Here is a 25,235-nt window from a genome sequence, read left to right as displayed (position 1 = left end):
GTGCTGATTGACGCCCGGATCAGCTGGACAAGCCCCTTTCCCGATGGAAACCACCATAGCACGAGATGCCGATGGGAAGAAGAAAAATGCCGTTTCTCCTCCTTGCAGCCCTCCTCTGGGCCCTGCCGGCATGGGCAGGGAAACCGGCTCCCCTCAAGAAGGCCGCCTTCATCCCGCAGTGGGTGCCTCAAGCCCAGTTCGCCGGCTACTACATGGCACTCGAAAAAGGCTTCTACCAGGCGCACGGCATCGATCTCACCATCATCTCCGGCGGACCCGCAAACCCGCCGGCCGATTGCCTCACCAGCGGGCAGGCGCAGTTCGCCACTCTCTGGCTCTGCACCGGGCTCGAGATGCGCGACCGCGGCATCCCCGTCGTCAACATCGCCCAGATGGTCCAACGCTCCGCCCTCATGCTGGTCGCCAAAAAGTCGAGCGGCATCCGGACTATCCAGGACCTGCAGGGCAAAAAGGTCGGGGTCTGGGGGCCGATCTTCCAGCTTCAGCCGCGGGCGCTCTTCAAGAAGCTCGGTCTGGACGTCCAATTCACCCGCCAGTCCTACTCCGTGAATCTGTTCCTGCGGGATGGCGTGGATGCAGCCTCGGCCATGTGGTACAACGAATACCACACGATCATCAACGCCGGCCTCAATCCCGACGAACTCGTGCCCTTCTTCTTCCATGAATACGGACTGAATTTCCCGGAGGACGGCATCTACGTCCTGGAGCCCACCCTGCAGGAGGATCCGGCGCTCTGCTGCGCGTTCATGAAGGCGTCGATCAAGGGCTGGCTCTATGCCTTCGACCACGTGGAAGAGACCCTCGACCTGGTCATGAAGAACCTGAAGGAAGCCCACATTCCTGCCACCCGGGTGCACCAGAAATGGATGCTGGAGCGGATGCGCGACCTCATGCGGCCCGCCTCCGGCGCCTGGTCCGAAACGGGCCTCCTCCTCAGGGCCGATTATCTGCGTGTAGCCGAAATGATGCAGAAAGAGGGCTTCATCGACGCCGTCCCCGAATTCACCTCCTTCCACAAGGATTGCACCCCCGATGCCGCGCCATAAAGGAATCGCCTTCAAGCTGGCCTGTCTTATCCTGCTCAGTTGCTGCGTGATCTTCGGCCTGACCTTCTGGTACAACTATGGCGTCTCCCGCCGGCTGATCGCGAAGAACATCGAGAAAAACGCGGCGGAACTCATGATCGCCACGACCAACCAGCTCGACCGCGTCCTCGCGGCCGTGGAAAAAGTCCCTCAGAACCTTGCGTTTTTCCTGGAAAGCGCCCCGTGCGACGGCGGCCAGATGATGGACATCCTGAAGGCCCTGGTCGAAAACAACCCCGAGATCTACGGCGCCGCCATCGCCTTCGAACCTTACAGCTACAACCGGAACACCCTCGCCTTCGCCCCCTACTACTTCAAAAGCTCCGACGGAGTCGTGTTCCGATACCTGTCTTCCGATTATTTTCACAGCGACTGGTATCAGATCCCGCACGAACTGCAACGCCCCATCTGGAGCGAACCGTACTACGACGAGGGGGGGGGGGACATCATCATGGCCACCTACTCCGTGCCCTTCTACCGCGAGGCGCTGGGAAAGCGCCGGATCATGGGCATCGTCACCGCCGACATCTCCCTCGACTGGCTGCAGAAGATCGTGGGGGGCATCCAGATCGCCGAAACCGGCTACGCCTTCCTGCTCTCGAAGAACGGGACGTTCGTGACCCACCCGCGCCGCGATCTGATCATGAACGAAACCATCTTCAGCCTGGCCGAGGCGCGCAGCGATCCGGCGCTGAGGGAGGTCGGACGGTCGATGATCGATGAACAGTCCGGCTACACGCCGTTCTTCTGCACCATGACGAACAAGGCCTGCTGGATGGGCTACTCGCCGCTCGCATCCAGCGGCTGGTCGCTGGCGGTCCTCTTTCCCCAGAACGAATTGATGGCCGACATCGTTTCCTTGAACCGCACGGTGTGGACGCTGGTCCTGGCGGGCTTTCTGCTGCTCCTTTTCGTCATCGCGGGGATCGCCCGTTCGATTACGCGCCCGCTCCGGTCCCTCACATCTGCGGCCCGGGACATCGCCGGCGGCAACCTGGACGCCCCCCTGCCTGAAAAACGGTCAGGCGATGAGGTCGGGCATCTGGCCGACTCCTTCGCCTACATGCAGCAGGCGCTCAAACAGTACATCCAGGATCTCACCGAGACAACGGCGGCCAAGGAAAAGATCGAAAGCGAACTCCGCATCGCCCATGAGATCCAGATGGGCATTCTTCCCAAGGTCTTCCCGCCCTTCCCGGACCACAGCGAGTTCGAGATCTGCGCCGCGCTGGAACCTGCCAAGGAGGTCGGCGGCGATCTGTACGACTTCTTTTTCCTGGACGAGCGCCATCTCTGTTTCACCGTCGGCGACGTCAGCGGCAAGGGCGTGCCGGCTTCCCTCTTCATGGCCATCACGCAGACCCTGGTCAAAACGAAGGCCACCCAGGGGCTCGCCCCCCATGTGGTGCTGGAACGGGTCAACCGCGACCTGTCGCTCGACAACCCCTCCCTCATGTTCGTCACCCTCTTTCTCGGCATCCTGGACATCGAGACGGGAGAGGTCACCTACTCGAACGGCGGCCATAACCCGCCCTATGTCCTGCGCAGCGACGGCTCCGTCAAGCAGTTGCCGGGGACGAACGGCATGGCCCTCGGGGTCATGGAAGACTTCGTTTTCCGCTCGAAAAGCGTCCGGCTGGGTCCCGGAGAGATGTTGTTCCTTTACACGGACGGCGTGACGGAGGCGATGGACGTGAACGAGACGCTGTATTCGGAGGCGCGCCTCGAAAAGAAACTGAAGGAAGTGGAAGAAATGCCGATCGATCAGATGGTCCGGACGATCATGGCGAGCGTGCACGCCTTCGCCGGGAAGGCCCCCCAGGCCGACGATATTACCATCCTCGTCCTGCGCTTCAAGGGATTGGGGCAAAAGGGGGCAGACGGCGAGGCCTGAGCCGGCGGCCGAAAATTCATCCGGCTATTCGATAAAAACCGGCTCCCGCAAAATCCGCTCGATGGCCGCTTCGGCCCTCAGAGCCAGTTCGAGGTGGGTTTCCCGCAGATTGGCCACCTGGCGCAGGTGGTCCGCTGTCCGCATGATCAGGGAGGCCATGTCCCCTTCATCGATCGCCACCCACCGCAGGAGATCCTCCCACGGGACCCCGCGCGCCCAGAGATAGAGAGCCGCGGCCGGCCAGAAGAGGATCGGGGGATTCGCGAAGCCCCGCCGGGCCTTCAGCTCCCGGATGGGAGCGATGAGGTCGAGGATCCGGTCGAAGAGCACTTCCACCCGGTCCAGCCCGATGCCACCGCCCAGCCGAAGCTCCACCTCCTGCACCCGGTCCCACACAAACGGCGCGAGCGCGCCGGCCAGCAGCTCCGGTGTCGCCTCTTCGAGCCCTCTTCTGCGGATCAGTTCGGCAATGAGCAGGGGTTGGTCGAGACGCAGCTTGGAGGCCCATTCCCCATCCGGCGTAAGCCGGTTTGCGGCATCCACGAAGCCTGTCTCCTTGAGAAACCGCAGATGGCGGTTGAAGCTGAGCCAGAGTCCCCCTTCCATCTCTTCCATGTGCACCGCCAAAGCCTCGAGCTCCCTCAAAAGCTGCCGGATAGGGCCCTTTTTCTCGCGGTGGCAGACCTTGCGGTGTTCGCAGCGCTCGCAAGGCAGGGCGCGCAGCTTCTCCCGGATCCGATCGAGCTCCTCCCCTCCCAGGTCCGCGTCCGAGACCTCCACGTTCAGGACGGGGAGACCCTCCGTAGGGACCTCCGCAAAGAAGCGCGCAACCTCTTCCGGGTCGAAGGCCTCGGGCAGCTCCACACGGTAGTCGTACAGCACCTGGATCTGGTGGATCGGCACCTTGCGCAGGGGGATCCGCCCTTTGCGCGCCCGCGGCAGGCGCTTGAGGTTGTAGGCGGCGCAGACGAGCTGCCGGTGCTCCCGCTGGGTCCGGAAAACGGCGTAGACCGCTCCGTTCTTGTGCAGGAACAGACGCCCCGGCTTCAAATAGGCCTGGTACAGGGCCGCCAGCGCTTCGTTCCGCACCAAGCGGTCGAGTTTGCGGACATCCTTCTGAAGCTCCGCCGTCTTCTGGATGTTCTCGATGACAGCGAAGGGGTCCGATGTGTCGCAGCGCCCCTCCGGCAGCACCCGCCTGAGGCGCGCGACCATCGCATCCCAGCGCTGCTGGACGCTCGATCCGAAGCGGGATTCCTGGAACGCCGCGAAGGAGCGCTCGAGGAGGGTTTTGATCTCCTCCGGGCCATAGGAGAGGAGCAGGTTCAAGGTCATCGAGAAGTTGATGTGGATCTGGCTGACAAGCGGCTCCGGCAGGGCGTCCTGGAGGTCATAGATCAGCTGGGGGTCCAGGTGTCTTCCCGGGACGAGGAGGGCGAAGCCGATGAAGTCCTTCCCGCGCCGGCCGGCCCGGCCGATCATCTGGTGGAGATCGGTCGAGGTCAGATCGATGAACTCGCGGCCGTTGTACCGGTCGCTCTGGAGCAGAACCACCGTCCGCGCGGGGAAATTGACCCCCGCCGCCACGGTCGAGGTCGAAAAGATGGCCTCGAGCCAGCCCCGGTTCATCATCTTTTCGACGAGCAGCTTCCAATAGGGCAGCTGCCCTCCGTGGTGCGAAGCGACGCGCGACTCCACGAGAGGGCCCATCTGACGGTGCCCGCGCAGGTGGGGGTATTGCGCGAGAAAGGCCTCGATCTCGGCCTCCATCTCGGGACGTGTGTCCTCCGCGTGCTCGACCGGCGGGCAGGTCAGGATGGCCCGGTCGCAGTCAGCACGCGACTTCAGGAAAAAAATGGCCGGCAGCAGATTGTATTCGCGCAGCGCAGCGATGACGGCGCCAAAATCCATTCGGCCGCTGTCCCTGCGTCCTTTGGCCCCCGGCGACTGCATGAACTTCCGGATCCGCGGGCTCAGCCCCTTGGCCCCGCCGAGCGGCCCGATGAAGGAATCCGGGAAGAGAAAGAGCATTTCGAGAGGCACGGGCCGGTCGGCGGCCCGCACGACCCGGTTCTCCGACTGCCGCACCTCTTTCAGCCAGGCGCAGACCTCGCGGGCGTTCGACACGGTGGCCGAGAGGAGCAGGAGCCGCACCCGGGAGGGGAGGTAGATCAGGACCTCCTCCCAAACGACGCCCCGGTCGGGGTCGCTCAGGTAGTGGGCCTCGTCCAGGACGACCAGGTCGGCCCGCACCTGGGTGCCTTCGTGCATGGCGTCGTAGAGCTGGTTGCGGAGGATCTCCGTCGTCCCGACGATCACGGGGGCATCGGCGTTCTCCTTGCGGTCTCCCGTCAGGATGCCGCAGCTCGAGGCCCCGAACTCCTGGATGAACTCCTGGTAGATGGCATTCGAAAGGGCCTTCAAGGGAGAGGCATACCAGGTGCGGCGGCCCTCGGCCAGGGCGGCGTGAATCGCCTGGACGGCGATCCAGGTCTTGCCGGCGCCCGTGGGCGCGCTCACCAAAACATCATAATCCCGGATCAGCGCGAGGGCCTCCAACTGGAAGGGGTCCGGCTGGAACGGGGCCGGCTCGGGCACACCGATCTTCGCGAACACAGGCCTCAGGCTCTTGTCCAAACGGGTGCGGAGCGCGGGCGGGGTCCTCTTCTCCCGGACCGTCCGCGCGGGAGGCCGTCCCTTGCGAGGAGGACGTCTACGATATGGTCTTTTCCTTTCCATCACCTGCGCCGCACCCGTTTTCTCATTCACCCGGATCTCAAGCCACCAGCTCCGCGGCCACCAGATCCATGTCCCTCAGCATCCCCTGCAGACACTCGGCCAGCGGCAGGGCCGAAAGCGCCCCCATCAGCGCGGGCAGAGGCTCGTCGCCCGCGCCCTGCGAGAGCCGCAGCCCTTTGGTGTAAACGGTTTCGAGGGCCTCGCACACGAAGAGCCTCGCCGCCGCCTCCAGGTAATCCTTCGAGTACCGCCGATCCCCCGAATCCTCGGCGGCCTTCCGGCAGAGGGCGAAGGCCACCTCGCACCAGGTGATCATGTCCGCCAGCAGGAACATGACGATCTGGTGGCGCGTGAGCTTCGCCTTCCGGGCCCCGAGGATCAGCTCGTTCAGGACCTTCAAGGCATCGGAGAGCTGGGGGCCGCCGGTCGAAACAGGCAGCTCGAGCGCCCGGGCGGCCATCCGCTCGTAGAAGCCGCCCTTCGAGCGCACCGTCTCCCGCATGCGAAACATGGAGATGATGCTGCGCTGGATCTCGCTCGTCCCCTCATAAATCGTCAGGATCTTCACATCGCGCTTGATCTTCTCGACCTCGTACTCCCGGATGTAGCCGTACCCCCCGAAGGCCTGGATGCCGTCGTTGGCCATGGCGTCGCCGGCTTCCGTAGCGAAATACTTCGCGATGGAACCCTCGACCTGCAGGTCCTCATCGACCGTGTCCAGGCGCCGGCCGACCCACTCGATATAGGCCCGAGCCGCCTCGAGCTGCACGGCATGCGGAACGAGGAGTCGATGGGTGTACCCCTGCTTTTCACAGAGCGGCCCGCCGAACTGGATGCGCTCCTTCGAATAACGGATCGCACGCTCGAGGGAGGCCATCCCGCCGCCAAGGCCGAAGGTCGCCACCATGAGGCGCGTGTACCCGAAGACCTGGTTGGCCTGCTTCAGCCCCTGTCCCTCGACGCCGCCGAGAAGATTCTCCACCGGGACGAACAGGTCTTCCAGGGTCAGGGGGCAGGTGTCGGAGGCCCGGATGCCGTGCTTGTCTTCGTGCTTGCCGGGGACGAGCCCCTTCGCCCCGCCCTCCACGACGAAGAACGACGGCCCCTCGGGCGTGTCGGCGAGAATCGTGTAGAGGTCGGCCACCCCGCCGTTCGTGATGAACTGCTTCTGGCCGTTCAGCCGGTAGCCGGTGATCTGGCCACCATCGTCCAGCACCCGTTCGGCCTTCGTCTTCAACGCCTGGACATTGGACCCCGCATCGGGCTCGGTCACCCCGTAGGCGACGATCAGGCCTTCCTCGGCGATCCTCGTGATGTACTTGGCCTTCTGCTCGGGCGTCCCTCCCACCCGGATCGGGTCCATGCCGAGGCAGATGGCCAGGAAGGAGGTCGCAATGGCCAGATCCATCCTGGCCATCCGCTCGCTCACGAGGGCGATCTCGGTGGCGCCGGCCCCCAGGCCCCCATATTCCTCGGGGATGAAGATCAGGTGGAGCGCTACGTCCGGCCCCAACATGAACCGGATGAGGTCCATGGGAAACTCCCCGGCCTGGTCCAGGGCCAGTCTCGTTTCGAGGGGGATACGCTCCCGCTCCAGTTTCGCGATGGTCTCCATCACCATGGACAGCGTTTCGGGGTCCATTTTCGATTGTCCTGTCATGCAACAGCCTCCTTCAAGGAATTCGATATCAATGCTTGGGTCCTTATCCACACCACCTGCCGGGCAAAGGTGAATATCGGAATCTCATCCGTCCCCGGGCGGTTCCGCGTCACGGATTCAGATCATCCGATCACGGGTCCGCCCCTGAAACCGCCTGAGAATCATCTCAGATCCCACAAAAAGAGGTCCGTCTCCGGATCGAATGTCCGTTCCATCACCGCCCCTTCGAAGGCCTGGATGACGAACTCGCAGGCGAAAACAACGTTCCCCGTCGTGAGATGCCCCCCGAAGGCCTTGCCTTCCCTGTCCGCCAGGGTCATGTGGGCGTGCACCATCGGACGCCCGTCCCTCAGGGAGATGTTCCCCATGAGGGAGGTCACCTCCAGGTTTCGATCCAGTTCCACATAGCGATAGATCCGCTTTTTCTGATCATAATAGCCGAGCCTCGCCTTTTGAAGCGCCCCGAGGGCCTCCACGCGCCCGAGCGTAATCCCCTTTTCGATGCAGAACCGCTCGAGCGCCTCGAGGAGGTCGCAGTCTTTCGAAAGCCGGCCCATATAGTAACCGGCGTGCCGAACCTCTTTGGACGTCGCCATGATTCCCTCCTCTACCGGCCTACAGCCGGATGCTCAGACAAAAGCGCCCCCGAAATGCGCCTGGCCGGCATGGTCCGCGAAACGCACCTTCGAGCGCGAGGGCTGCTTCCCCGTGAGCGGGCGGCTATCCAACACCGATCGACCGGCATCCGCCCGAAGCGCGCCGTCTTTGAGCCGTCCGCGAAAGGCGGCCAGGGAAGTCGACGTTCAGCGACGGGGAAGATATAGCACAGAAGCCGTCAAATAACCAGATGGCTGAACAGGGCTCACGAAAAGCTGATCTCCCCAAAGCGCGCCTCAGGGAGGCGCTCCCGTCATCCGCCGCGGACCTTGCCTCGTGCTGCCGCCGCTCACCCCCGAAAAATTTCCTCGGGGCGCCCCGGCCACCGTCTTTCATCAACGAAGGGTCCCGTCCGGGCCTGATTCCTCCCGTGGCGCCTTTTTAAGCACCCTGTCGATGGCAAAACCGCCGCCCCGGCCGCTTCGACGCAGGAAGAAGGCCGCGACGGCCGCCCCCGGGACGAGGGCCAACCACCACACCAGCGCCCCGGCATAGGCGCTCAAGGCCCACTGATTGTCCACCAGGCGGAAGATCAGCAACCCGAACAGGCCGCCGATCGCAATCAGCCCCACAAACGGCAGGAAATGATGGGTGCGGGCCCTGTCGGGGGCCACGAGCAGCACGGTGTCGCCGACCTCGGCCCCGACCGTGTTCGCGATCTCGAAAACGGCGGGATCGTCCCGAGCGGCAAGGTCCGGGTCTCGCGCCCCAACAGGGTTCCCTTCCATGAATTGAGGCCGAACCGCCACTTTGACCTTGCCCTCCCTGGGAACATCGATCACGATCCCGTCACAGATTCTCATGAAACTCCCCTCTCCTGTCACCCTTCAAGGGACCTCTTCGCTCTTCAAGGCGCCTGCCGGGCCCGCAGCACCCTCGTCCCCAGCCGCCTCCGCATGAAGCGCGCCGCTTCTAAGCCGCTGGTTTTTCAGCGGCCGATCGGACCATCCGGGCTTGATTTCCTTTTCAGCCTACCCTATGCTTCGGAAAAAGGCCATGAGATTGGCGGATGCACCGCGCGGGAAACCCGTCACCCCGCACCTGTTCCCAAACGGCCTTTCAATCCCATCCCCGGGAGGCGACACCATGGATGCGCTCTTGAGCAAAGGCAGAACCCTCATCGAGCAGGCCCAAAGGATCCTGGTCTTCAGCGGCGCGGGTCTCAGCACCGAATCCGGCATCCCGGACTTCAGGAGTCCGGGCGGCATCTGGAGCCGCTACGACCCGTCCGATTTCTATTTCCACAAGATCATCTCGGACGAAGGCGCACGGGAAGCCTACTGGCGCATGAGTTCGGAGTACTGGGTCACCATGCGGGATGCCCTTCCCAACCCCGCCCATCTGGCGGTGAAGCGGCTCGAAGACGCGGGAAAGCTCGAGGCGGTCGTCACGCAAAACATCGATCGACTGCACCACAAGGCCGGGAATTCCCCGGAGAGGATCATCGAGATCCACGGGACCGCCTTCACAGTCTCCTGCCTTACCTGCGGCAAGCCGTATGACCGGGAAGCCATCGAGGCCGTCCTGCGCAGCGGCGTCAAGGCCCCCTATTGCGAGGCGTGCGGCGGCATCCTCAAACCGGACACCATTTCCTTCGGCCAGAGCATGCCCATGGACAAAATGGAACGGGCCATGCACACCGCAGCGGTCTGCGACTTATGCATAGTCCTCGGCTCTTCGCTGGTCGTCTACCCGGCCGCGTCCGTCCCGGAAGAAGCCCTGCGCAACGGCGCCAGGCTCATCATTATCAATCGGGACCCCACTCATTTGGACCAAAGCGCCGACCTGCTCATCCATGAATCCATCGGCGGGGTGCTGCATACCATGATCGCTTCAGAAGCCCGGTAGTTTTCAACCTGGAAACGGCCTTTCCCGCCTGTTTCGGTGCCAATCCGCCCCTTTCGTGCAGCGGGTTCAGGCCGCCTGCGCACAAGCGATCGCTTTCCTCGATATGGACAGACCGGGAAGCCGCCGCCAAGCGGTGGGACATAGGACCTGAAGGGTGTGAAGAAACCCGGGAACCCGCCGCGAAGCGGTGGGACTGGGCACGCGAAGCGTGTGAAGGGAAAAAGCCCGCTTTCCGGATTTGAGCCCAGGGTGCAGCGGAAAGCCCTTTTTGCACCCTTTTGAGCCCATGGCCGTCCCACGGTCTCGCTCGTGCCAAGGACCCATCGCGCGAAGAAGAAATGTTGTGAACAGGTTGACAACCGCAGAAAGGTGGTTATTAAATAAACAAAATCTGAGCAGGCGACAGGTGTATAATAAATAAAACTTGAACCTGCCTGCCAAAGAAAGGGGGTGTCGCAATGACAACGGAACTGGTTAAAAGGACGCGAAGGCCGTCATGGATGACGCCCTTCGGGCGCGAAGGTTGGGGAGATGTATTCTCCGATCGTTTGTGGCCCGAGTGGATGAGGGACATGGGTGAAGAGTGGACTCCAAGTGTTGACCTCAGTGAAAAGGAGGGGAAGTACTTGCTGAAGGCAGAACTTCCCGGGATGACCAAGGACGACATCAGCGTAACCTACGAAGACGGCGTTGTGACGATCACCGGAAAAAAGGAATCCAAAAAGGAAGAGGAAGGCGCTGATTACTACGTGAGGGAATCCCGTTATGGTTCCTTCACCAGGAGTTTCCGCCTCCCCACGGGAATCGATGAATCCAAGGTGGACGCCCAGTTCAAGGACGGCGTCCTGACGGTGGCAATGCCTAAGAAAGAAGGCGAGAAATCCAGGAAGATCGACATCAAATAGCCTAACCCATTCAATCGTCAATTCATGATTAACGCGCCAGGGCCGGGCCTCCAAGAGGCTTGGCCCTTTTATTTCTGAGAGATGCTCAGAGATGCAGATCTCAGAGCCCCCACCGGCAACGCATGAAGTGGCCGGCGCCATCCGGTGCCCCCATCCCATGGGTGGACGGGAAGAGCGCACCGAAACAGGTCTTGCAATCCGGATGCCGTTCCGTTATCATTTATTGGTTAAGTGCTGTTTCCTTCGCCGATAAAAGCCTCCTGCCGATGCATCCCCACCGATCCACGGCGTGGAGGCTTTACTGCCTTTACATCCGGTTGACGGCCCCCTTCCAAAACAGCCATTCCAGGCTGCGGCGCGCCCTTTTCCCAGGCAGCCGCGCCGATCGAAACACTGAGGAGATCATTTTTGCAGGCTTCTTACCGATTTTATGCAACGGCGCCGAAGGGCATGGGCGGCCTTCTCGCGGATGAACTCAAGGCTCTCAACGCCCGCAAGATCGTACCCGGGCGCGCCGGGGTGGCCTTTGAGGACCATCTGGAAAGCGCTTACCGCGTCTGTTTGTGGTCCCGCCTGGCAAACCGCGTCCTGATGCCTATTACGAGTTTTCCCGCGGCTTCGCCCGAGGCGCTCTACGAAGGAATTCGGATGATCGACTGGTCGCAGCATCTTGGGCCTTCGGACACCCTCGCCGTCGACTGCAAGATTGAGCAATCCGCCATCACGCATTCCAGGTATGCCGCGCTCAAGATCAAGGATGCCATCGTCGACCAGTTCAGGGATGCAGGCGGTGTCCGCCCCTCGGTGGACCTGCTGCAGCCTTCCGTGCGCGTCAATGCCTACATCAAGAAAGACCGCGTCATGGTGAGCCTCGACCTGGCCGGATCGAGCCTCCACCTCCGGGGCTACCGTGAAGAGCGCGTCTTCGCACCCATGAAGGAGAATCTGGCCGCAGCGGTCCTCGCCTTCTCCGGCTGGCCCGAAATCGCCGCCCGGGGCGGGCCGCTCGCCGACCCTCTGTGCGGTTCGGGCACCCTTCTGATCGAAGCGGCCCTCATGGCCGCCGACGCTGCGCCCGGCCTGCTCAGGCCCTACTACGGATTCCTCGGGTGGCGGGGCCACGACCCGCGCCTCTGGGAAAGACTCCTCAAAGAGGCCCGGGAAAGGCGCGAGGCCGGGATTCAGAGGCTGCCTCTCATCATGGGCTGGGACAAGGACCCTGCGGCGGTTTCGGTGAGTCTTGCCAATGCGGCGCGGGCCGGGTTCCAGGGAAGGATTCGGGTGGAAGCCCGCGCCATCGCCCATACGATGCCACCGAGAGAGGTCCCTGCCGGACTTTTCGTGACCAATCCCCCCTATGGCGAGCGCATCGGGGAGGAAACCGCCCTGATCCCGCTTTACGGTGAAATCGGGCTCATTCTCAAGGCGCGCTTCGGCGGGTGGAAGGCGGCCGTCTTCACGGGCAACCCACGCCTCGGGAGGGAAATCGGGCTCCGCCCCGACAGGACCCATGTGTTCTACAACGGGCCGCTGCGCTGTGAACTGCTGACCTTCGAGATCCCGCCCGGGAGGCGTGTGCGCCGCATACCCGGCAGCGGGCGCCTCGAGCCGCCGCGGACGGAGGCGCCCAAACCGCCCGCCCCGGAGATCGGCCCGGGCGGTGAGATGCTCGCCAACCGCCTCAAAAAAAACCTGAAGGTGCTTTCACGCTGGGCCCGCAGTGTAGGGGTCGACTGCTACCGCCTCTACGATGCGGACCTCCCCGAGTACAATTTCGCGATCGATCTGTACCGGGGCGAATCCCTCTGGGCCCACGTGCAGGAATACGAGGCCCCGCTCACGGTAAGCCCTCGCAGGGCCGAGGAGCGCCGCACCGAGGCCCTGGCCGTCATTCCTTCCGTTCTCGACATCCCGGCGGACCACCTTTTCTTCAAGGTCCGGCAGCGCCAGAGAGGGGCCGGGCAGTATGGGAAACAGGACGACCTCGGCCGCTTCACCATCGTCAAGGAGGGCCCCTGCCGCTTCTGGGTGAACCTGACGGACTATATCGATACGGGGCTTTTCCTGGACCACCGCATTACGCGGGACCTCATACGGACCCTGGCCGGCGGAAAACGTTTCCTGAACCTCTTCGGCTACACCGGAACCGCCACGGTCCACGCGCTCGCGGGCGGCGCCCGGAGCACCACCACCGTGGACCTCTCGGCCACCTATCTCGATTGGGCGCGGCGCAACATCGAACTGAACGGCTTCGATGCAGCGGAACAGGAACTGATCCAGGCCGACTGCCTTCAATGGCTTGCCGAGACCTCTGCGGAAAACCCGCCCTCACGTCAGTATGACCTGATCTTTCTCGATGCCCCCACATTCTCCAATTCCAAGCGGATGAAACAGAGTTTCGACATCCAGCGCGACCATCCGGAACTGCTCGCCCAGGCCCTGGAGTTGCTTGCACCGGAGGGGGACCTGATCTTTTCCACCAATCGGCGGAGCTTCAAACTGAACGAGCAGGTTCTAAGCTCCTGCAGCATCAGGGACATCACACGCGCGACCCTGCCGAAGGACTTCGCGAGGCATGAAAACATCCACCACTGCTGGCACCTGACGAAGAAGCCGGCTCGAACCCCGAACAACAGGAGGCAGATACGGATGCCCGATCTCTTCGAAACCACGACCATCGCGGGGCTCACCCTTCGCAACCGCTTCGTGCGCTCCGCCACCTGGGAAGGCCTTGCCGCCGAGACGGGCGGCTGCACCCCGGAACTCAATGCAATGATGGCCGATCTGGCCAAGGGCGGCGTCGGCCTGATCATCTCGGGGCACGCCTACGTCAGCCTTGAAGGGCAGGCCGGCCCCAGACAGCTCGGGGTCTGCAGCGACGACCTGCTCCCGGGCCTGAGGGGCATGGCCGAGGCCGTCCACAAGGCGGGCGGGGTCATCGTCCTGCAACTGGCCCATGCCGGCAACCAGGCTGCCACCTCCTTGAGCGGTCTCCCGGCGGCCGGACCGAGCCCCTTCGCCCTGCCCAAAGGCGAACCCTGCCGGGAAATGGACGCCGGCGACCTCGCGGCTGTCGTCGACGCATTCGCCAGGGCTGCAAATCGGGCGAAACAGGCCGGGTTCGACGGCGTCCAAATCCATGCCGCCCATGGATACCTGCTGAGCCAGTTCCTCTCCCCCTATTTCAACCAGCGCACGGACCTCTACGGTGGGACAATCGAAAACCGCTCGCGCCTCCTCTTCGATGTCTATCGGGCCATCCGCGACGCGGTGGGAAGCGATTTTCCCGTCATGGTCAAGCTGAACTCCGAGGACTTTCTCGAGCCGGGCCTGACGCAGGACGACATGCTCCAGGTGTCCGCCGAACTCGAGACCGTGGGCATGGATGCGGTGGAGTTGAGCGGGGGCACCGGCTTTTCAGGGAAATACCATCCTATCCGGAAAGGCAGGATAGAAGGCCTCGATGCGGAGGGTTATTATCTTCAGGCGGCCCGCCGCTTCAAGGCGCGGATGAAGATGCCGCTGATGCTCGTTGGGGGGATTCGATCCTATGAGACTGCGGAAAAACTCGTAAAGGAAGGCACCGCCGACTACATCTCGCTCTGCCGCCCGCTGATCCGCGAACCGCATCTGATCAAACGCTGGATGGAAGGAGACAGGCGCCCATCCACCTGCCTTTCGGACAATCTTTGCCTCAAGGCGACCCGAAGCGGTGAAGGGCTTCATTGCGTCGTTGAAAAGTCCCTGCAAGAGCGGGAGGGCTGATCATCCGGATCCTTGTCCGAGTCCGGCAGCGACGAAGGCGAGGATGCCTTTGCGCACGATCATGACCGCAATGGCAGCCAGGAGGAGGCTCGAGATCTTCGAGGCCGTTCGCGCGCCTGTCTGGCCGAGAAGACGGTTGATCGCCGGGGCGAACCAGAACACGGCACCGGCCAGACAGATGTTGCTCACAAGCGCCAGGGCCGTCGGAAAAGCCCCGTATTCATTGCTGAGCAGAAGGGTGGTGGTGAGCACGGCGGGCCCTGCGATCAGGGGCACGCCGAGGGGAACCGCTCCGAGGCTCTCGCCGTCCGGCTTGCGCAGCCGTTTTTTCGTCGCCAAGAGATCGGCCAGGGAAATCACGAAAAGCAGAACCCCGCCGGCCACCATGAAATCCGCCACGGTGATCCCGAGCAGGCGCATGAGCGCGCTCCCGCCGCCAAGAAAACCCAGCGCAACCAAGGCGGCGGTGACCACCGACTGCCGGATCGTGCGGCGGATCTCCTTTCCCCCCATCCCTTCGGTAAGCCCTAGGAATATGGGAAAGAGCCCTATAGCGTCGACCGCCACGAACAGTGGAACGAAACTGAGCCAGAACGCCTTCATGTCGGAACGTCCTTTCCGCTGCTCTTGAGGTGCCGTGTGAAAAAACACCGCGACGACCCCCTTCAGAGGCCGGGTACGGCACAGGAAGACCTTGATTACACAATCATGCTCTCATCGCGGAATCATGGTGATCCTATCATCATACCCCTGCTGTCGGAAACCTTCGTCTTCTGAGCCCGGATAAAATCATTTCATCCACCAACCTTTCAGCGGGATCAGGCCGGCGCAGATCCAAAGACGTATTGCGCTGCCAAATTCCGCACCCTGTTCCAACGCAAACCGGCGCTGATTCGAAAAAACCAGCGCCGGTTTGCGTTTGTGGCGGAGCCGTCTTTCAGCCGCGCAGCCATTCTCGTTCAGGACGATACGCCATATCACGTGGATCATCTGTAGAGGGCGGTCTGACGCGTTCCGTCCATGGATCATGAAGGGCAAAAAGCCATCTTCGAACATGGAACAGATGCGGACCAGGCTGAGGCGACGGTGGATCACATGGCCCATAGGCCCAGGGCTTATCAGGGCTTCTGAATAATCAGACAGAAAAAACCCTCATCATCCTTCCATGCAAGGACCGCCCATTTCCCTGTCCGGCAAGGGCCCGGTGGGGCTTCCGGCAGGGGCACGACCAACGTGCTCCAATCCTTTGGACCTCAAAGATTCCCTTTCGTGTGGAAGCAAGAGACCGCCAAGGCGGCGGTCTGGAAGAGATCGGCTTCAAGGTCCAGCTTACCGGATGATGCTGGACTGGATCAGCCCTTCTTGTTCTTGGCGCGGAACTTCTTCAGCCGTTCACCCAGGCCCAGATCCTTCGCAGTTTTTCTGCGCTTCGCGGTCAGGCTTTTGGCGGCGAGTGCCTGGCGCGCCGGAAAACCCCATTTCTTGCGGTATTCCTTGGCGTCCAGTCCATGATCCTTCAAATGCCGGTTGGTGATCTGTTTGAATTCCTTCCCGCACTCAAGGCAAATAACCTTGTTTCGCTGAATGGACTTCTTGGGATCCATTCCTTCGAATGCCGCTCCCGCCTCTTTCTCGGCGAACACGGGCGCTTCGCCGGCAGCACCCTGCTCCGCGGATTCCATGTCTTTCAAGACACTGAACGTCTTTCTAAGGAAATCCTGAATCTCCTCCGCGGACATCGTCGCGTGGGATGACTGCGCGGTCGCAATATCGACCGCCATCTCGGTGAGTGTTTTTGACATACTATAGTCCTCCTTTCATTTAGCCGCTGGTGTTAAACTTATAATAGGCATTTCCAAAAAAGATAATCAATAATCAGTTATGAGTCAATAGATTTATTTCATGTTGAGATTAAAAAATTCGGCACCAATCAAAAATCCCATTCCAATTTCAGAAAGCGCTTCGCCCATTCACTTTTATTAGGGTGCCGGAGCACAGCTCAATCCCGACAAAACTAATGTTCTATATTTGAACAATATATGCAAAATCGATCAATTTTTCCAGCCGATATCCTCCGGCAAAGCTGCTCCCTGGACCATCTGAAAAACTGTTGAAATCTGTTCATCCATCTACAAACAAGAGCGGGTGTTTATCTTCAGCGGTCTTTTCTTTCCCTGTTGGGGGCGGGAATCAGCGCGACAGCGCGAAAAAAGATGCGTGAGAATACGTCCGGATTGCTATAATATAAATTAAAGGCAGGGTTGAGGGTTGCAGAAACCAGCTTGTTCGCCCAAACATGACTGAACACATTTCTTCTGACCAGCCGCGGCCGATCCGCGTAGAGGAATTCTTCGGCCTTCGGATTCAGTCGTCGCGCCGGTCTTAAGACAAGCGGGAAGAAAACGCCTTCGGGTGGCCTCAGCCGTTCATTTGCATCTTAAAGAAAAAGACATCGGACCTGAGGGCTGCGGCGCTTTTGGCGACGGCTCGATGGCCGGCTGGGAGGCCCGCTTGTCAAGCCCGGCCTCCAAGCAGCGGCAGGAGCAGAAACCGGCTTGCGCCGCATCATGGCATTTCCGGGTGAATACGGACTGGACCTCCATGTTTTTTTAGATGGTTTCCCTCCTTCTTCACATGCTTCGCGTGCTCAGCCCCGTCCCTTCGGGGCGGGTCCCGGTTTGGCCAAGTTCCGGGAAATCAAGCGGGTGGAGGCGGCCTGGTGGCCGCCGCACAAGCAAACGCGCAGATTGACGAAGAGATTGGGCAAAAGGATCGTTTCCGGACGGAAACTGAATGAGATCAGCGGCGATGGATCAAACCATGAGAGCAGGAGGAAGGCATGAAAGGCATTCTGGTGCGGTGGCTGGTGCTCACTATCGCGATTCTCGTGACGGCTTATCTGATCGAGGGCATCCATGTGAGCGGTTTTTTCAGCGCCTTCTTCACGGCGGCGATCCTGGGCATCCTGAATGCGTTTCTGCGGCCCGTCCTGATTCTTTTGACACTTCCCATCAATGTTCTTACACTTGGGCTTTTCACCTTCGTCATCAACGCCTTTCTGTTGATGATGGCTTCCGGCGCCGTATCCGGTTTTAGTGTGGAAAGTTTTGGATATGCCTTGCTCGGTTCACTGGTCATCAGCATCTTCAATTGGGCGTTGAGCAGTTTCATCACAGACCGGGGACAAATCACCACCACCGAAATGCGCAGACGCGACGGTGACCGTTGGGAGTAGCCCATTGAGCGGTTTGCCTCGCACGAAGGAGGAGCACCTGTCATGCCATCGGATCGACTTGAAACCCCAACAACGGGGAATACCATCACGTGGGATTCCCATGGCCGCCCCATCGTTCCTGACACCCCCATCATCCCCTTCATCGAAGGAGACGGCACCGGCCCCGACATCTGGCGCGCGGCGCGCCCGGTCATCGACGCAGCGGTCCGGAAGACCTACGGCGGCAAGAAGGCAATCCTCTGGCTGGAGCTCCTGGCGGGCGCGAAGGCGCAGGACGCTCTGGGCTGCGAGTGCCTCCTGCCCGAAGAGACCCTCGAGGCTCTGACGCGGTACGGCATTGCCATCAAGGGCCCCCTCACAACCCCGGTCGGGGGCGGCTTCCGCTCTCTGAACGTCACCCTCCGCCAGAGGCTCGACCTGTATGCCTGCATCCGGCCCGTTCGCTACGTGCCGGGGATCCCGGCCCCTGTCAGGCACCCTGAAAAGGTCGATCTGGTGATCTTCCGCGAGAATACGGAGGATGTCTACGCCGGGGTCGAATGGGAGGCGGAATCGCCGGCCGCCCGCGAGATCCTCGAGCAGATCAATGCCAGACTTTCATTCGAAGGCAAACCCCTCCTGCCGATCGACAGCGCCGTCGGCATCAAGCCCATGAGCCGCCGCAACACGCAGCGACTCGTGGCGCGGGCGATCCAGTACGCCGCGGATCACCACTATGACAGCGTCACCCTGGTGCACAAGGGAAACATCATGAAGTACACGGAGGGGGCCTTCCGTGACTGGGGTTACCAGACGGCGCGCGAGATGTTCGGCGACCTTACCCTCACCGAGGAGGAGCTTTTCGCGGATTTCGGCGGAAAGGCGCCGGCCGGCAGGATCGTGATCAAGGACCGGATCGCGGACGCGATGTTCCAGCAACTGCTCCTGCGCCCGGAGGAATACGGCGTCCTGGCGACGCCCAACCTGAACGGGGATTACCTGTCGGACGCGGCGGCGGCGCAGGTGGGAGGGCTCGGCATGGCCCCAGGCGCCAACGTCGGAGACCGGTGCGCCGTGTTCGAGGCGACCCACGGATCGGCCCCGAAATACGCGGGTCTGGACAAGGTCAACCCCGGGTCATTGATTCTTTCAGGGGTCGAGATGCTGCGCTTCATGGGCTGGGACGAGGCGGCCGACCTCATCCTGAAGGGCCTTCGAGACACCATCGGGGACGGCATCGTGACCTATGACCTGGCGCGCCAGATGGAAAACGCCAAGGAGGTCTCCTGCTCGGCCTTCGGTGCTGCGATCCAGAGCCGTATGGGCTAGCAGGCCGCGCCGGACCGTTTCAGATGGACCTGGATGGCCATGAGGGCCGCGGGGGTTACGCCGGAAATCCGGGATGCCTGCCCCATCGAGGAGGGGCGGACGCGGCTGAGCTTCTCGCGCACCTCCGTCGTGAGGCCATGGAGGGCGCGGTAATCCAGGTCCTCCGGCAGGCGCGTGTTTTCCATCTTCCGAAGCCTTTCCACCTGCTGCTCCTGCCGTTCGATATAGCCTTCATACTTGACGCGCGTCTCGACCTCGGCGGCGATCGGCTCCTCGATCCCGTCGAGCTCCGCATCGAAGCCCTTCAGATCCTCGAAGACGACCTCGCTCCGCCTGAGCAACTGCGCCAGGGTGATCGGATTCTTGATCGGCGCGGAACCGATCGCCCTCAGGCGATCTTGGGTCGAGGGCTCCGGCTTCAGCAACACGTGCTTCAAGCGCTCTAGGGTTCCTTCGATCCGCTCGCGCCGGCGCCGGAACGCGGCATACACGTCGTCGGAGACGAGCCCAAGCCGCCGTCCGATCTCCGTCAGGCGAAAGTCGGCGTTGTCTTCGCGGAGCAGCAGCCGGTACTCCGCCCGCGATGTGAACATCCGGTAGGGCTCCCGGGTCCCCTTCGTGACCAGGTCGTCGATCAACACCCCGGTGTAGGCCTGGTCGCGCCCCAGGATCAGAGGCTCCTCCCCCCGTACCTGCAGCACGGCGTTGACCCCCGCCATCAGCCCCTGGGCCGCGGCCTCCTCGTAGCCGGACGTGCCGTTGATCTGCCCCGCGTGGAAGAGGCCGGCGATGCGCTTGGTTTCGAGGCTCGGCTTCAACTGGATCGGATCGATGTAGTCGTATTCGATGGCATAGCCCGGCCGGAGGATTTCGGCCCGCTCGAGGCCGGGGATGGAACGGACCATGCGGAGCTGGATATCGATCGGCAGGCTGGTGGCGAGGCCGTTCGGGTAGACCTCGACCGTGTCGAGCCCCTCGGGCTCGAGGAAGATCTGGTGGCGCTCCTTCTCTGCGAACCGGACGACTTTGTCCTCGATCGAGGGGCAGTAGCGCGCCCCCACGCCCTTGATGACGCCCGAAAAGAGCGGCGAGCGGTCCAGGCCCGAACGGATGACGGCATGGGTCTCGGAGGTGGTGTAGGTCATGTGGCAGGGAACCTGGGGCAGCGTGATCCCGCGTGTGCGAAACGAGAAGGGCTTCGGAACCGGGTCCCCCGGCTGCGGCGTCAGGCCTTCGTAGTCAATGCTGCGGGCGTTCAAGCGGGGCGTCGTTCCGGTCTTGAGCCGGTCGACCTGGAGGCCGAGCTCAGCCAACTGCTCCGAGAGCTTCAGCGACGGCGGATCCCCCAGGCGGCCGGCCGGAAAGCGGTTAAGGCCGATGTGGATCAGCCCCCCGAGGAAGGTCCCCGTCGTCAGGATCACGGTCCGGCCGCGGATCTCTTCGCGGAGATGGGTCTCGATGCCCTCCACGCGCCCGGCCCTGATGAGCAGGCGGTCGACCATCGCCTGGCGGACATCCAGGTTCCGCTGACCTTCCACCACCTGCTTCATGCGCCTGCGGTAGAGATCCCGGTCGTTCTGAGATCGCGACCCTTGGACCGCCAGCCCTTTGCGTGTGTTGAGGCGCCGGAACTGGATCCCGGTGGCATCCGCGTTCAGGGCCATCTCCCCGCCGAGGGCGTCGATCTCCTTGACCAGATGGCCCTTGGCCAGGCCGCCGATGGCCGGGTTGCAGCTCATGGCGGCGACGTGGTCCAGGTTGATGGTCAGCAGCAGGGCGCGGTGGCCCATGCGGGCCGCAGCCAGAGCAGCCTCGCACCCGGCATGCCCGGCCCCGACCACGATGACGTCGTAGGGTTCTGAATCGGAATGGAACATCGAGGCCGCACCGAAACTAGATCATATGAAACGAGGTCCTACCGGGATACCCTCTCCGGATGGACGCGGAACCGGGAAATTTTTCAATCGGCGGAGACCGGTCTTCCCAAAACCCCTTTCAAAAGACGTCTTTCACGACAATGGTCGCCTCTCGGGCCGGCCCCACCGAAACGATCGAGATGGGGACCCCGCTGATCTCCTCGATCGCATTCAGGTAGGCCCGCGCTTCGGAGGGCAGCTGATCGAGTCGACGGACTCCTGAGATATCCTCCCTCCATCCCGCCATCTCCCGGTAAACCGGCTGACAAAGGGCCATCTTGCGGACGCTTGCCGGCCGCTGTTCCACCGCCTCCCCTTGGACCTGATACCCCACGCAGAGCTTGATCGTCTCGAGCCCGGCCAGGACGTCGAGCTTCGTGATGGCAATGCTTCCAAGCCCGTTCAGCCGTGCGGAATCCTTCACCACCACGAGGTCGAGCCACCCGCAGCGCCGCCGCCTTCCGGTGGTAGCCCCGAACTCGTGCCCCTTTTCCTGAATGTAGTCGCCCGTCGCGTCCAGGAGTTCGGTCGCGAAAGGCCCTGCGCCCACACGGGTGGTATAGGCCTTGACGATTCCGAGGACATGCGTGAGCTGGTTCGGCCCGATGCCGACCCCGGCGCAGGCCGAACCGGCCACGGGGTTGGAGGATGTCACGAAGGGGTAGGTCCCGTGGTCTACGTCGAGATGGGTCCCCTGAGCGCCCTCGAAGAGGATCCGCCGCCCGGCCTTGACGGCCCGGTCCAGTTCCAGGGACACATCCGTTATATAAGGCTTCAGCCGCTCGGCCATTTTCAGGTAGGCGTCCACGATCGGTCCGGCCTCCAGGGCCTTGGCGTTCAGGAACCGCGTCAGCAGGAAATTCTTCTCCTCCAGATTGGCCTTGACCTTTTCCTCGAAGACGTCCGGCTCCGTCAAATCGACGGCCCTGACGCCGGTTCGCGCGGCCTTGTCTTCATAGCACGGGCCGATCCCCCGCCCGGTGGTGCCGATCATGGCCTTGCCTTTCCGCGCCTCCCGGGCATGATCCAGCTCGCGGTGGTACGGCATGATCAGGTGCGCCTTTTCACTCAAGGAAAGCCTGTGGGGGGTGACGTCGATGCGGGCGTCCTCCAGCTTCGCCATCTCCTCGAGGAGAACCTCCGGGTCCACCACGACCCCGTTGCCGATCAGACACTTTTTGTCCGGATAAAGGATGCCTGACGGAATCAGGTGAAAAATGAACTGCCTCCCCTCCACCACAAGGGTGTGTCCGGCGTTGTTCCCGCCCTGAAACCGTACGACCATGTCCGACTTCGCCGTCAGAAGATCGACCACCTTGCCTTTTCCCTCGTCACCCCACTGGGTTCCGACAACCACTATATTGGACATCTTCGTCTTCTCCAATCGTCACAGCAGATCATTACGGCCCGGGAACGGTCTTGCAGCCTAATCCGGCAAACCCTGCAAGGCCGCGGGGCACGGTCTATCGGCAACCCCCCCGGGGCGCCGCCGGACCTCCATCCCATCCGATGCAGAGGCGGCGGTGCAATCCACGGGGGAACCTAGCGGAAACCTACCGGCATGTCAACCATTTTGGTCCAGCGCCCCAACAGCCGCTGAAGCCTCCGAACCGGGTGGACATTTTCCTTTGAGCCTCACTTGCGGCAGGGGACTGGAAAGGCCTCCACAGCACAACACCGGGACACCCCCTTCAAAATGGCGGGGGTGTCCTACGTCAAGTGAAAACGGGGCATCCAATTACCTTGACATGGCAAGGCATCAGCCTATAATGGCTCCCATTGATTTCCGCATCCATCCCCGGAACACTTTCATCAGGGAAATCCCATGGCTTTTTGGCGGGCCCCTCTCGATGCCGGCGATATCCAAGTGACGCGCGGCATCGTTTACATCCTCGAAGACCGATGCAAAGGCTGCGGCTACTGCATCGAGTTCTGCCCAAAAGGAATCCTCGAATTCTCCAGGAGCTTCAACAAGAAAGGATACCACCCGCCTGTCGTTTCCGACAGGGAGCAGTGCGTCAATTGCCATTTTTGCGAGATCATCTGCCCCGAATTCGCCATCTACTCAGTGGAAGCCCCGTCCTGAAAACGTCTTCACCTCGATTCCGGAGGAAGGTCCGGGGAAAAATAATAGGGAACCGACCTCATGAAAACAGCCGTTCTAACAGGTGAGCACTTTATGACCGGGGACGTGGCCTGCGCCGAAGGCGCCCTGGCCGCGGGCTGCCTCTTCTTCGGTGGGTATCCGATCACACCGGCGACCGAGATCGCCGAACATATGTCGGAACGGCTCCCGGAGGTCGGGGGCACCTTCATCCAGATGGAGGACGAGATCGCCGCCATGGCCTCCGTCGTGGGGGCGAGCTGCGCCGGTGTCAAGAGCATGACCGCCACCTCCGGACCGGGCTTCAGCCTGATGATGGAAAACATCGGCCTTGCGGTCTGCACCGAGACCCCCTGCGTCGTCGTCAACGTCCAGCGCGCTGGCCCCTCGACAGGGCTTCCGACCCTGGGCGCTCAAGCCGATATGATGCAGGCGCGCTGGGGGTCCCACGGGCACTACGAGATCATCGCCCTCGCCCCCTCTTCGCCGCAGGAGATCTTCTACCAGACCATCACCGCCTTCAACCTGGCCGAGCGATACCGCATCCCGGTCCTCGTCATGACCGACGAATTCGTGGGGCACCTGAGCGAGCGCGTCGTCATCCCCGAGCCGAAGGATATCCGCCTCGTCAGCCGCCTTGCGCCGAAGGGGCGCAAAGATCGTTTCAAGCCCTTCAGGGCGGGCTCGGACGGCATCGCCCCCATGGCCGCAGCGGGCGAGGGCTATCGCATCCACGTGACCGGCCTGACGCACGACGAGCGCGGCTACCCGACCATGACCGTCGAAGCCCAGACCGAGATGATGGAGCGGCTCGTCGGGAAGATCCGCGGGCACGAGGAGGAGATCATCCTGACCGACGGGTACCGACTGGACGACGCCGAGATCGTCGTCGTCTCCTACGGGGTTTCGGCGCGCACGGCCTACGCCGCCGTGGACGAGGCCCGCCGGTCGGGTATCAAGGCCGGCCTCTTCAGGCTTATCACCGTCTGGCCGTTCCCGGAGCGCCGCATCCGGCAGCTCGCAGAGCGTGTCAAGGCCTTCGTGACCGTGGAAATCAACCTCGGCCAGATCCACCTCGAGGTTGAACGCTGTGCGGCCGGCAAGGCGCCGGCCCTGCTCGTGGGCCACCCCGGAGGCGCCATCATCCCGCCGGAGCACGTCATCGAAGCCATGCAGTCCATCGCCAAAGGGAATGAACGACCATGAAAAAAGCCGCCCCTCCGCCCCACCCGCTCGAGGACCTCATCCGCACCGACCGCATCCCGCACATCTGGTGTCCGGGGTGCGGCATCGGCACCGTCTTTTCAGCCTCCCTCTACGCCATGAAGACGAGCGGCATCGATCTCGAGAAGACCGTCATGGTCTCCGGGATCGGGTGTTCCGGGCGCGGAGCGGGCTACGTCAACCTGGACTCCTATCACACCACGCATGGACGCGCGATCCCCTTTGCGACGGGGATGAAACTGGCCAATCCAGAGCTGAACGTCGTGGTCTTCAGCGGGGACGGCGATCTGTTCGCGATCGGGGGCAACCACTTCATCCATGCGGCCCGGCGCAACGTGGATCTCACCGTCATTTGCGTCAACAATTTCAACTACGGCATGACCGGCGGTCAGGTGGCGGCAACCACCCCGCTCAAGGCGCGCACCACCACCACCCCGTACGGCAACCCGGAGACGCCCTTCAACCTCCCGCTCCTGGCCTTCGCCTCCGGCGCGACCTATGTGGCGCGATGGACCATCCTGCACACCAGGGACCTGACGGAATCCATCGTGGAGGCCCTGCTCCGTCCGGGGTTTTCCTTCGTCGAGGTGCTGGCGCCCTGCCCCATCAACTACGGACGGCGGAACCGCGAAAAGCCGCTCGAAACCCTGCGCCTCTACCAGGAAAAGACGATCGTCCGGAACGAGGCGCCTCCTACGGAGCTGGAGGTCGATTTCGAGAAGGGCGTGATCCTCGGCAAGTTCGTCGATGTTCACCGCCCCACGTGCAGCAACCACTACGATCAGATCTGCCGGCCGAAGGACCTTGCCGAAACCGCCTCGGCCGAGGCCGGGGCATGAACGCCGCCGCCAACCCGGCAGGCGAAAAAGCCATC

19 protein-coding genes are annotated in these 25,235 nt (G+C 62.4%); 10 read left to right on the top strand and 9 right to left on the bottom strand.

Going from position 1 to position 25,235, the window contains the following annotated elements:
• Positions 1–71 precede the first annotated feature (71 nt).
• Positions 72–1,067, top strand: a complete 996-nt coding sequence (locus H567_RS0121750; protein ID WP_244155542.1) for an ABC transporter substrate-binding protein — start codon at positions 72–74, stop codon at positions 1,065–1,067.
• A complete protein-coding gene (locus tag H567_RS0121745; RefSeq protein ID WP_028322998.1) occupies positions 1,054–3,000 on the top strand; it encodes a SpoIIE family protein phosphatase in 1,947 nt (648 codons plus the stop codon). The genes H567_RS0121750 and H567_RS0121745 overlap by 14 nt, the downstream gene beginning before the upstream one ends.
• 24 nt (positions 3,001–3,024) lie before the next feature.
• Here the strand turns inward: H567_RS0121745 and H567_RS27645 are convergent, their stop codons facing one another.
• The 4 genes from H567_RS27645 to H567_RS0121725 all read right to left on the bottom strand — a co-directional run bounded on the left by H567_RS27645 (position 3,025) and on the right by H567_RS0121725 (position 8,859).
• Positions 3,025–5,616, bottom strand: coding sequence for a DEAD/DEAH box helicase (locus H567_RS27645; protein WP_161626680.1), 2,592 nt, complete (start codon positions 5,614–5,616; stop codon positions 3,025–3,027).
• A gap of 160 nt (positions 5,617–5,776) precedes the next feature.
• Positions 5,777–7,399: an acyl-CoA dehydrogenase family protein gene (locus tag H567_RS0121735; RefSeq protein WP_028322997.1), complete on the bottom strand. Its 1,623-nt coding sequence runs from the start codon at positions 7,397–7,399 to the stop codon at positions 5,777–5,779.
• A gap of 161 nt (positions 7,400–7,560) precedes the next feature.
• Positions 7,561–7,995, bottom strand: coding sequence for a PPC domain-containing DNA-binding protein (locus H567_RS0121730; RefSeq protein ID WP_028322996.1), 435 nt, complete (start codon positions 7,993–7,995; stop codon positions 7,561–7,563).
• 396 nt (positions 7,996–8,391) lie between these two features.
• Positions 8,392–8,859 carry a hypothetical protein gene (locus H567_RS0121725; protein WP_028322995.1) on the bottom strand — a complete coding sequence of 156 codons (468 nt, stop codon included), beginning with the start codon at positions 8,857–8,859 and terminating at the stop codon, positions 8,392–8,394.
• A 283-nt stretch (positions 8,860–9,142) separates the two neighbouring features.
• Between H567_RS0121725 and H567_RS0121720 the strand changes: the two genes are divergently transcribed.
• The 3 genes from H567_RS0121720 to rlmKL all read left to right on the top strand — a co-directional run bounded on the left by H567_RS0121720 (position 9,143) and on the right by rlmKL (position 14,574).
• A complete protein-coding gene (locus H567_RS0121720; RefSeq protein ID WP_028322994.1) occupies positions 9,143–9,904 on the top strand; it encodes an SIR2 family NAD-dependent protein deacylase in 762 nt (253 codons plus the stop codon).
• Between the two features lie 572 nt (positions 9,905–10,476).
• Complete coding sequence (locus H567_RS0121715; protein ID WP_161626679.1) at positions 10,477–10,809, top strand: Hsp20/alpha crystallin family protein; 333 nt, start codon at positions 10,477–10,479, stop codon at positions 10,807–10,809.
• 408 nt (positions 10,810–11,217) lie between these two features.
• Entirely contained in the window at positions 11,218–14,574 is a 3,357-nt protein-coding gene (gene rlmKL, locus H567_RS29510; protein WP_084517753.1) for a bifunctional 23S rRNA (guanine(2069)-N(7))-methyltransferase RlmK/23S rRNA (guanine(2445)-N(2))-methyltransferase RlmL, read from the top strand.
• Here rlmKL and H567_RS0121705 read toward each other — a convergent pair whose 3' ends face one another.
• The 3 genes from H567_RS0121705 to H567_RS0121690 all read right to left on the bottom strand — a co-directional run bounded on the left by H567_RS0121705 (position 14,575) and on the right by H567_RS0121690 (position 16,376).
• Complete coding sequence (locus tag H567_RS0121705) at positions 14,575–15,177, bottom strand: MarC family protein (RefSeq protein WP_028322992.1); 603 nt, start codon at positions 15,175–15,177, stop codon at positions 14,575–14,577.
• Between the two features lie 186 nt (positions 15,178–15,363).
• Complete coding sequence (locus tag H567_RS0121695) at positions 15,364–15,678, bottom strand: hypothetical protein (RefSeq protein ID WP_028322991.1); 315 nt, start codon at positions 15,676–15,678, stop codon at positions 15,364–15,366.
• Positions 15,679–15,926: 248 nt separating this feature from the next.
• On the bottom strand, positions 15,927–16,376 hold the full coding sequence (locus tag H567_RS0121690; RefSeq protein ID WP_028322990.1) for a Ros/MucR family transcriptional regulator: 450 nt from the start codon (positions 16,374–16,376) through the stop codon (positions 15,927–15,929).
• A gap of 1,037 nt (positions 16,377–17,413) precedes the next feature.
• Here H567_RS0121690 and H567_RS0121680 point away from each other — a divergent pair.
• The gene (locus H567_RS0121680) at positions 17,414–17,809 is read left to right on the top strand and encodes a phage holin family protein (protein WP_028322988.1); all 396 of its coding nucleotides are present in this window, start codon (positions 17,414–17,416) and stop codon (positions 17,807–17,809) included.
• A gap of 42 nt (positions 17,810–17,851) precedes the next feature.
• A complete protein-coding gene (gene icd, locus H567_RS0121675) occupies positions 17,852–19,117 on the top strand; it encodes an isocitrate dehydrogenase (NADP(+)) (protein ID WP_084517751.1) in 1,266 nt (421 codons plus the stop codon).
• On the opposite strand, the gene mnmG is transcribed toward icd, so the two are convergent.
• Together mnmG and H567_RS0121665 are read right to left on the bottom strand one after the other, a co-directional pair.
• Positions 19,114–20,994 carry a tRNA uridine-5-carboxymethylaminomethyl(34) synthesis enzyme MnmG gene (mnmG, locus tag H567_RS0121670; protein WP_028322986.1) on the bottom strand — a complete coding sequence of 627 codons (1,881 nt, stop codon included), beginning with the start codon at positions 20,992–20,994 and terminating at the stop codon, positions 19,114–19,116. The genes icd and mnmG overlap by 4 nt on opposite strands.
• A gap of 118 nt (positions 20,995–21,112) precedes the next feature.
• Positions 21,113–22,402 (bottom strand): adenylosuccinate synthase, encoded by a 1,290-nt coding sequence (locus H567_RS0121665; protein WP_028322985.1) that lies wholly within the window; start codon positions 22,400–22,402, stop codon positions 21,113–21,115.
• Positions 22,403–22,858: 456 nt separating this feature from the next.
• Here H567_RS0121665 and H567_RS0121660 point away from each other — a divergent pair, with 456 nt between their 5' ends.
• The 3 genes from H567_RS0121660 to H567_RS0121650 are packed head-to-tail and all read left to right on the top strand — an operon-like array spanning position 22,859 to position 25,200.
• The gene (locus H567_RS0121660) at positions 22,859–23,119 is read left to right on the top strand and encodes a 4Fe-4S dicluster domain-containing protein (RefSeq protein WP_028322984.1); all 261 of its coding nucleotides are present in this window, start codon (positions 22,859–22,861) and stop codon (positions 23,117–23,119) included.
• Between the two features lie 60 nt (positions 23,120–23,179).
• Entirely contained in the window at positions 23,180–24,343 is a 1,164-nt protein-coding gene (locus tag H567_RS0121655; RefSeq protein ID WP_028322983.1) for a 2-oxoacid:acceptor oxidoreductase subunit alpha, read from the top strand.
• Entirely contained in the window at positions 24,340–25,200 is an 861-nt protein-coding gene (locus tag H567_RS0121650) for a 2-oxoacid:ferredoxin oxidoreductase subunit beta (RefSeq protein WP_028322982.1), read from the top strand. The genes H567_RS0121655 and H567_RS0121650 overlap by 4 nt, the downstream gene beginning before the upstream one ends.
• The last annotated feature ends 35 nt before the right edge of the window (positions 25,201–25,235 follow it).

The organism is Desulfatiglans anilini DSM 4660, from assembly GCF_000422285.1.
Lineage (GTDB): Bacteria > Desulfobacterota > DSM-4660 > Desulfatiglandales > Desulfatiglandaceae > Desulfatiglans > Desulfatiglans anilini.
Note: the sequence above shows the minus strand (reverse complement) of the source record. Positions and strands in the feature narration are given on the sequence as shown.

Coding starts and splice junctions, on each gene's coding strand:
- H567_RS0121715 (WP_161626679.1), top strand. CDS start 10,477: ATGGGTGAAGAGTGGACTCCAAGTGTTGACCTCAGTGAAAAGGAGGGG.
- H567_RS0121655 (WP_028322983.1), top strand. CDS start 23,180: ATGAAAACAGCCGTTCTAACAGGTGAGCACTTTATGACCGGGGACGTG.
- H567_RS0121745 (WP_028322998.1), top strand. CDS start 1,054: ATGCCGCGCCATAAAGGAATCGCCTTCAAGCTGGCCTGTCTTATCCTG.
- H567_RS0121730 (WP_028322996.1), bottom strand. CDS start 7,995: ATGGCGACGTCCAAAGAGGTTCGGCACGCCGGTTACTATATGGGCCGG.
- H567_RS0121660 (WP_028322984.1), top strand. CDS start 22,859: ATGGCTTTTTGGCGGGCCCCTCTCGATGCCGGCGATATCCAAGTGACG.
- H567_RS0121665 (WP_028322985.1), bottom strand. CDS start 22,402: ATGTCCAATATAGTGGTTGTCGGAACCCAGTGGGGTGACGAGGGAAAA.
- H567_RS0121650 (WP_028322982.1), top strand. CDS start 24,340: ATGAAAAAAGCCGCCCCTCCGCCCCACCCGCTCGAGGACCTCATCCGC.
- H567_RS0121680 (WP_028322988.1), top strand. CDS start 17,414: ATGAAAGGCATTCTGGTGCGGTGGCTGGTGCTCACTATCGCGATTCTC.
- H567_RS0121690 (WP_028322990.1), bottom strand. CDS start 16,376: ATGTCAAAAACACTCACCGAGATGGCGGTCGATATTGCGACCGCGCAG.
- H567_RS0121705 (WP_028322992.1), bottom strand. CDS start 15,177: ATGAAGGCGTTCTGGCTCAGTTTCGTTCCACTGTTCGTGGCGGTCGAC.
- H567_RS0121695 (WP_028322991.1), bottom strand. CDS start 15,678: ATGGGCCATGTGATCCACCGTCGCCTCAGCCTGGTCCGCATCTGTTCC.
- icd (WP_084517751.1), top strand. CDS start 17,852: ATGCCATCGGATCGACTTGAAACCCCAACAACGGGGAATACCATCACG.
- H567_RS0121720 (WP_028322994.1), top strand. CDS start 9,143: ATGGATGCGCTCTTGAGCAAAGGCAGAACCCTCATCGAGCAGGCCCAA.
- H567_RS0121735 (WP_028322997.1), bottom strand. CDS start 7,399: ATGACAGGACAATCGAAAATGGACCCCGAAACGCTGTCCATGGTGATG.
- H567_RS0121750 (WP_244155542.1), top strand. CDS start 72: ATGGGAAGAAGAAAAATGCCGTTTCTCCTCCTTGCAGCCCTCCTCTGG.
- H567_RS0121725 (WP_028322995.1), bottom strand. CDS start 8,859: ATGAGAATCTGTGACGGGATCGTGATCGATGTTCCCAGGGAGGGCAAG.
- mnmG (WP_028322986.1), bottom strand. CDS start 20,994: ATGTTCCATTCCGATTCAGAACCCTACGACGTCATCGTGGTCGGGGCC.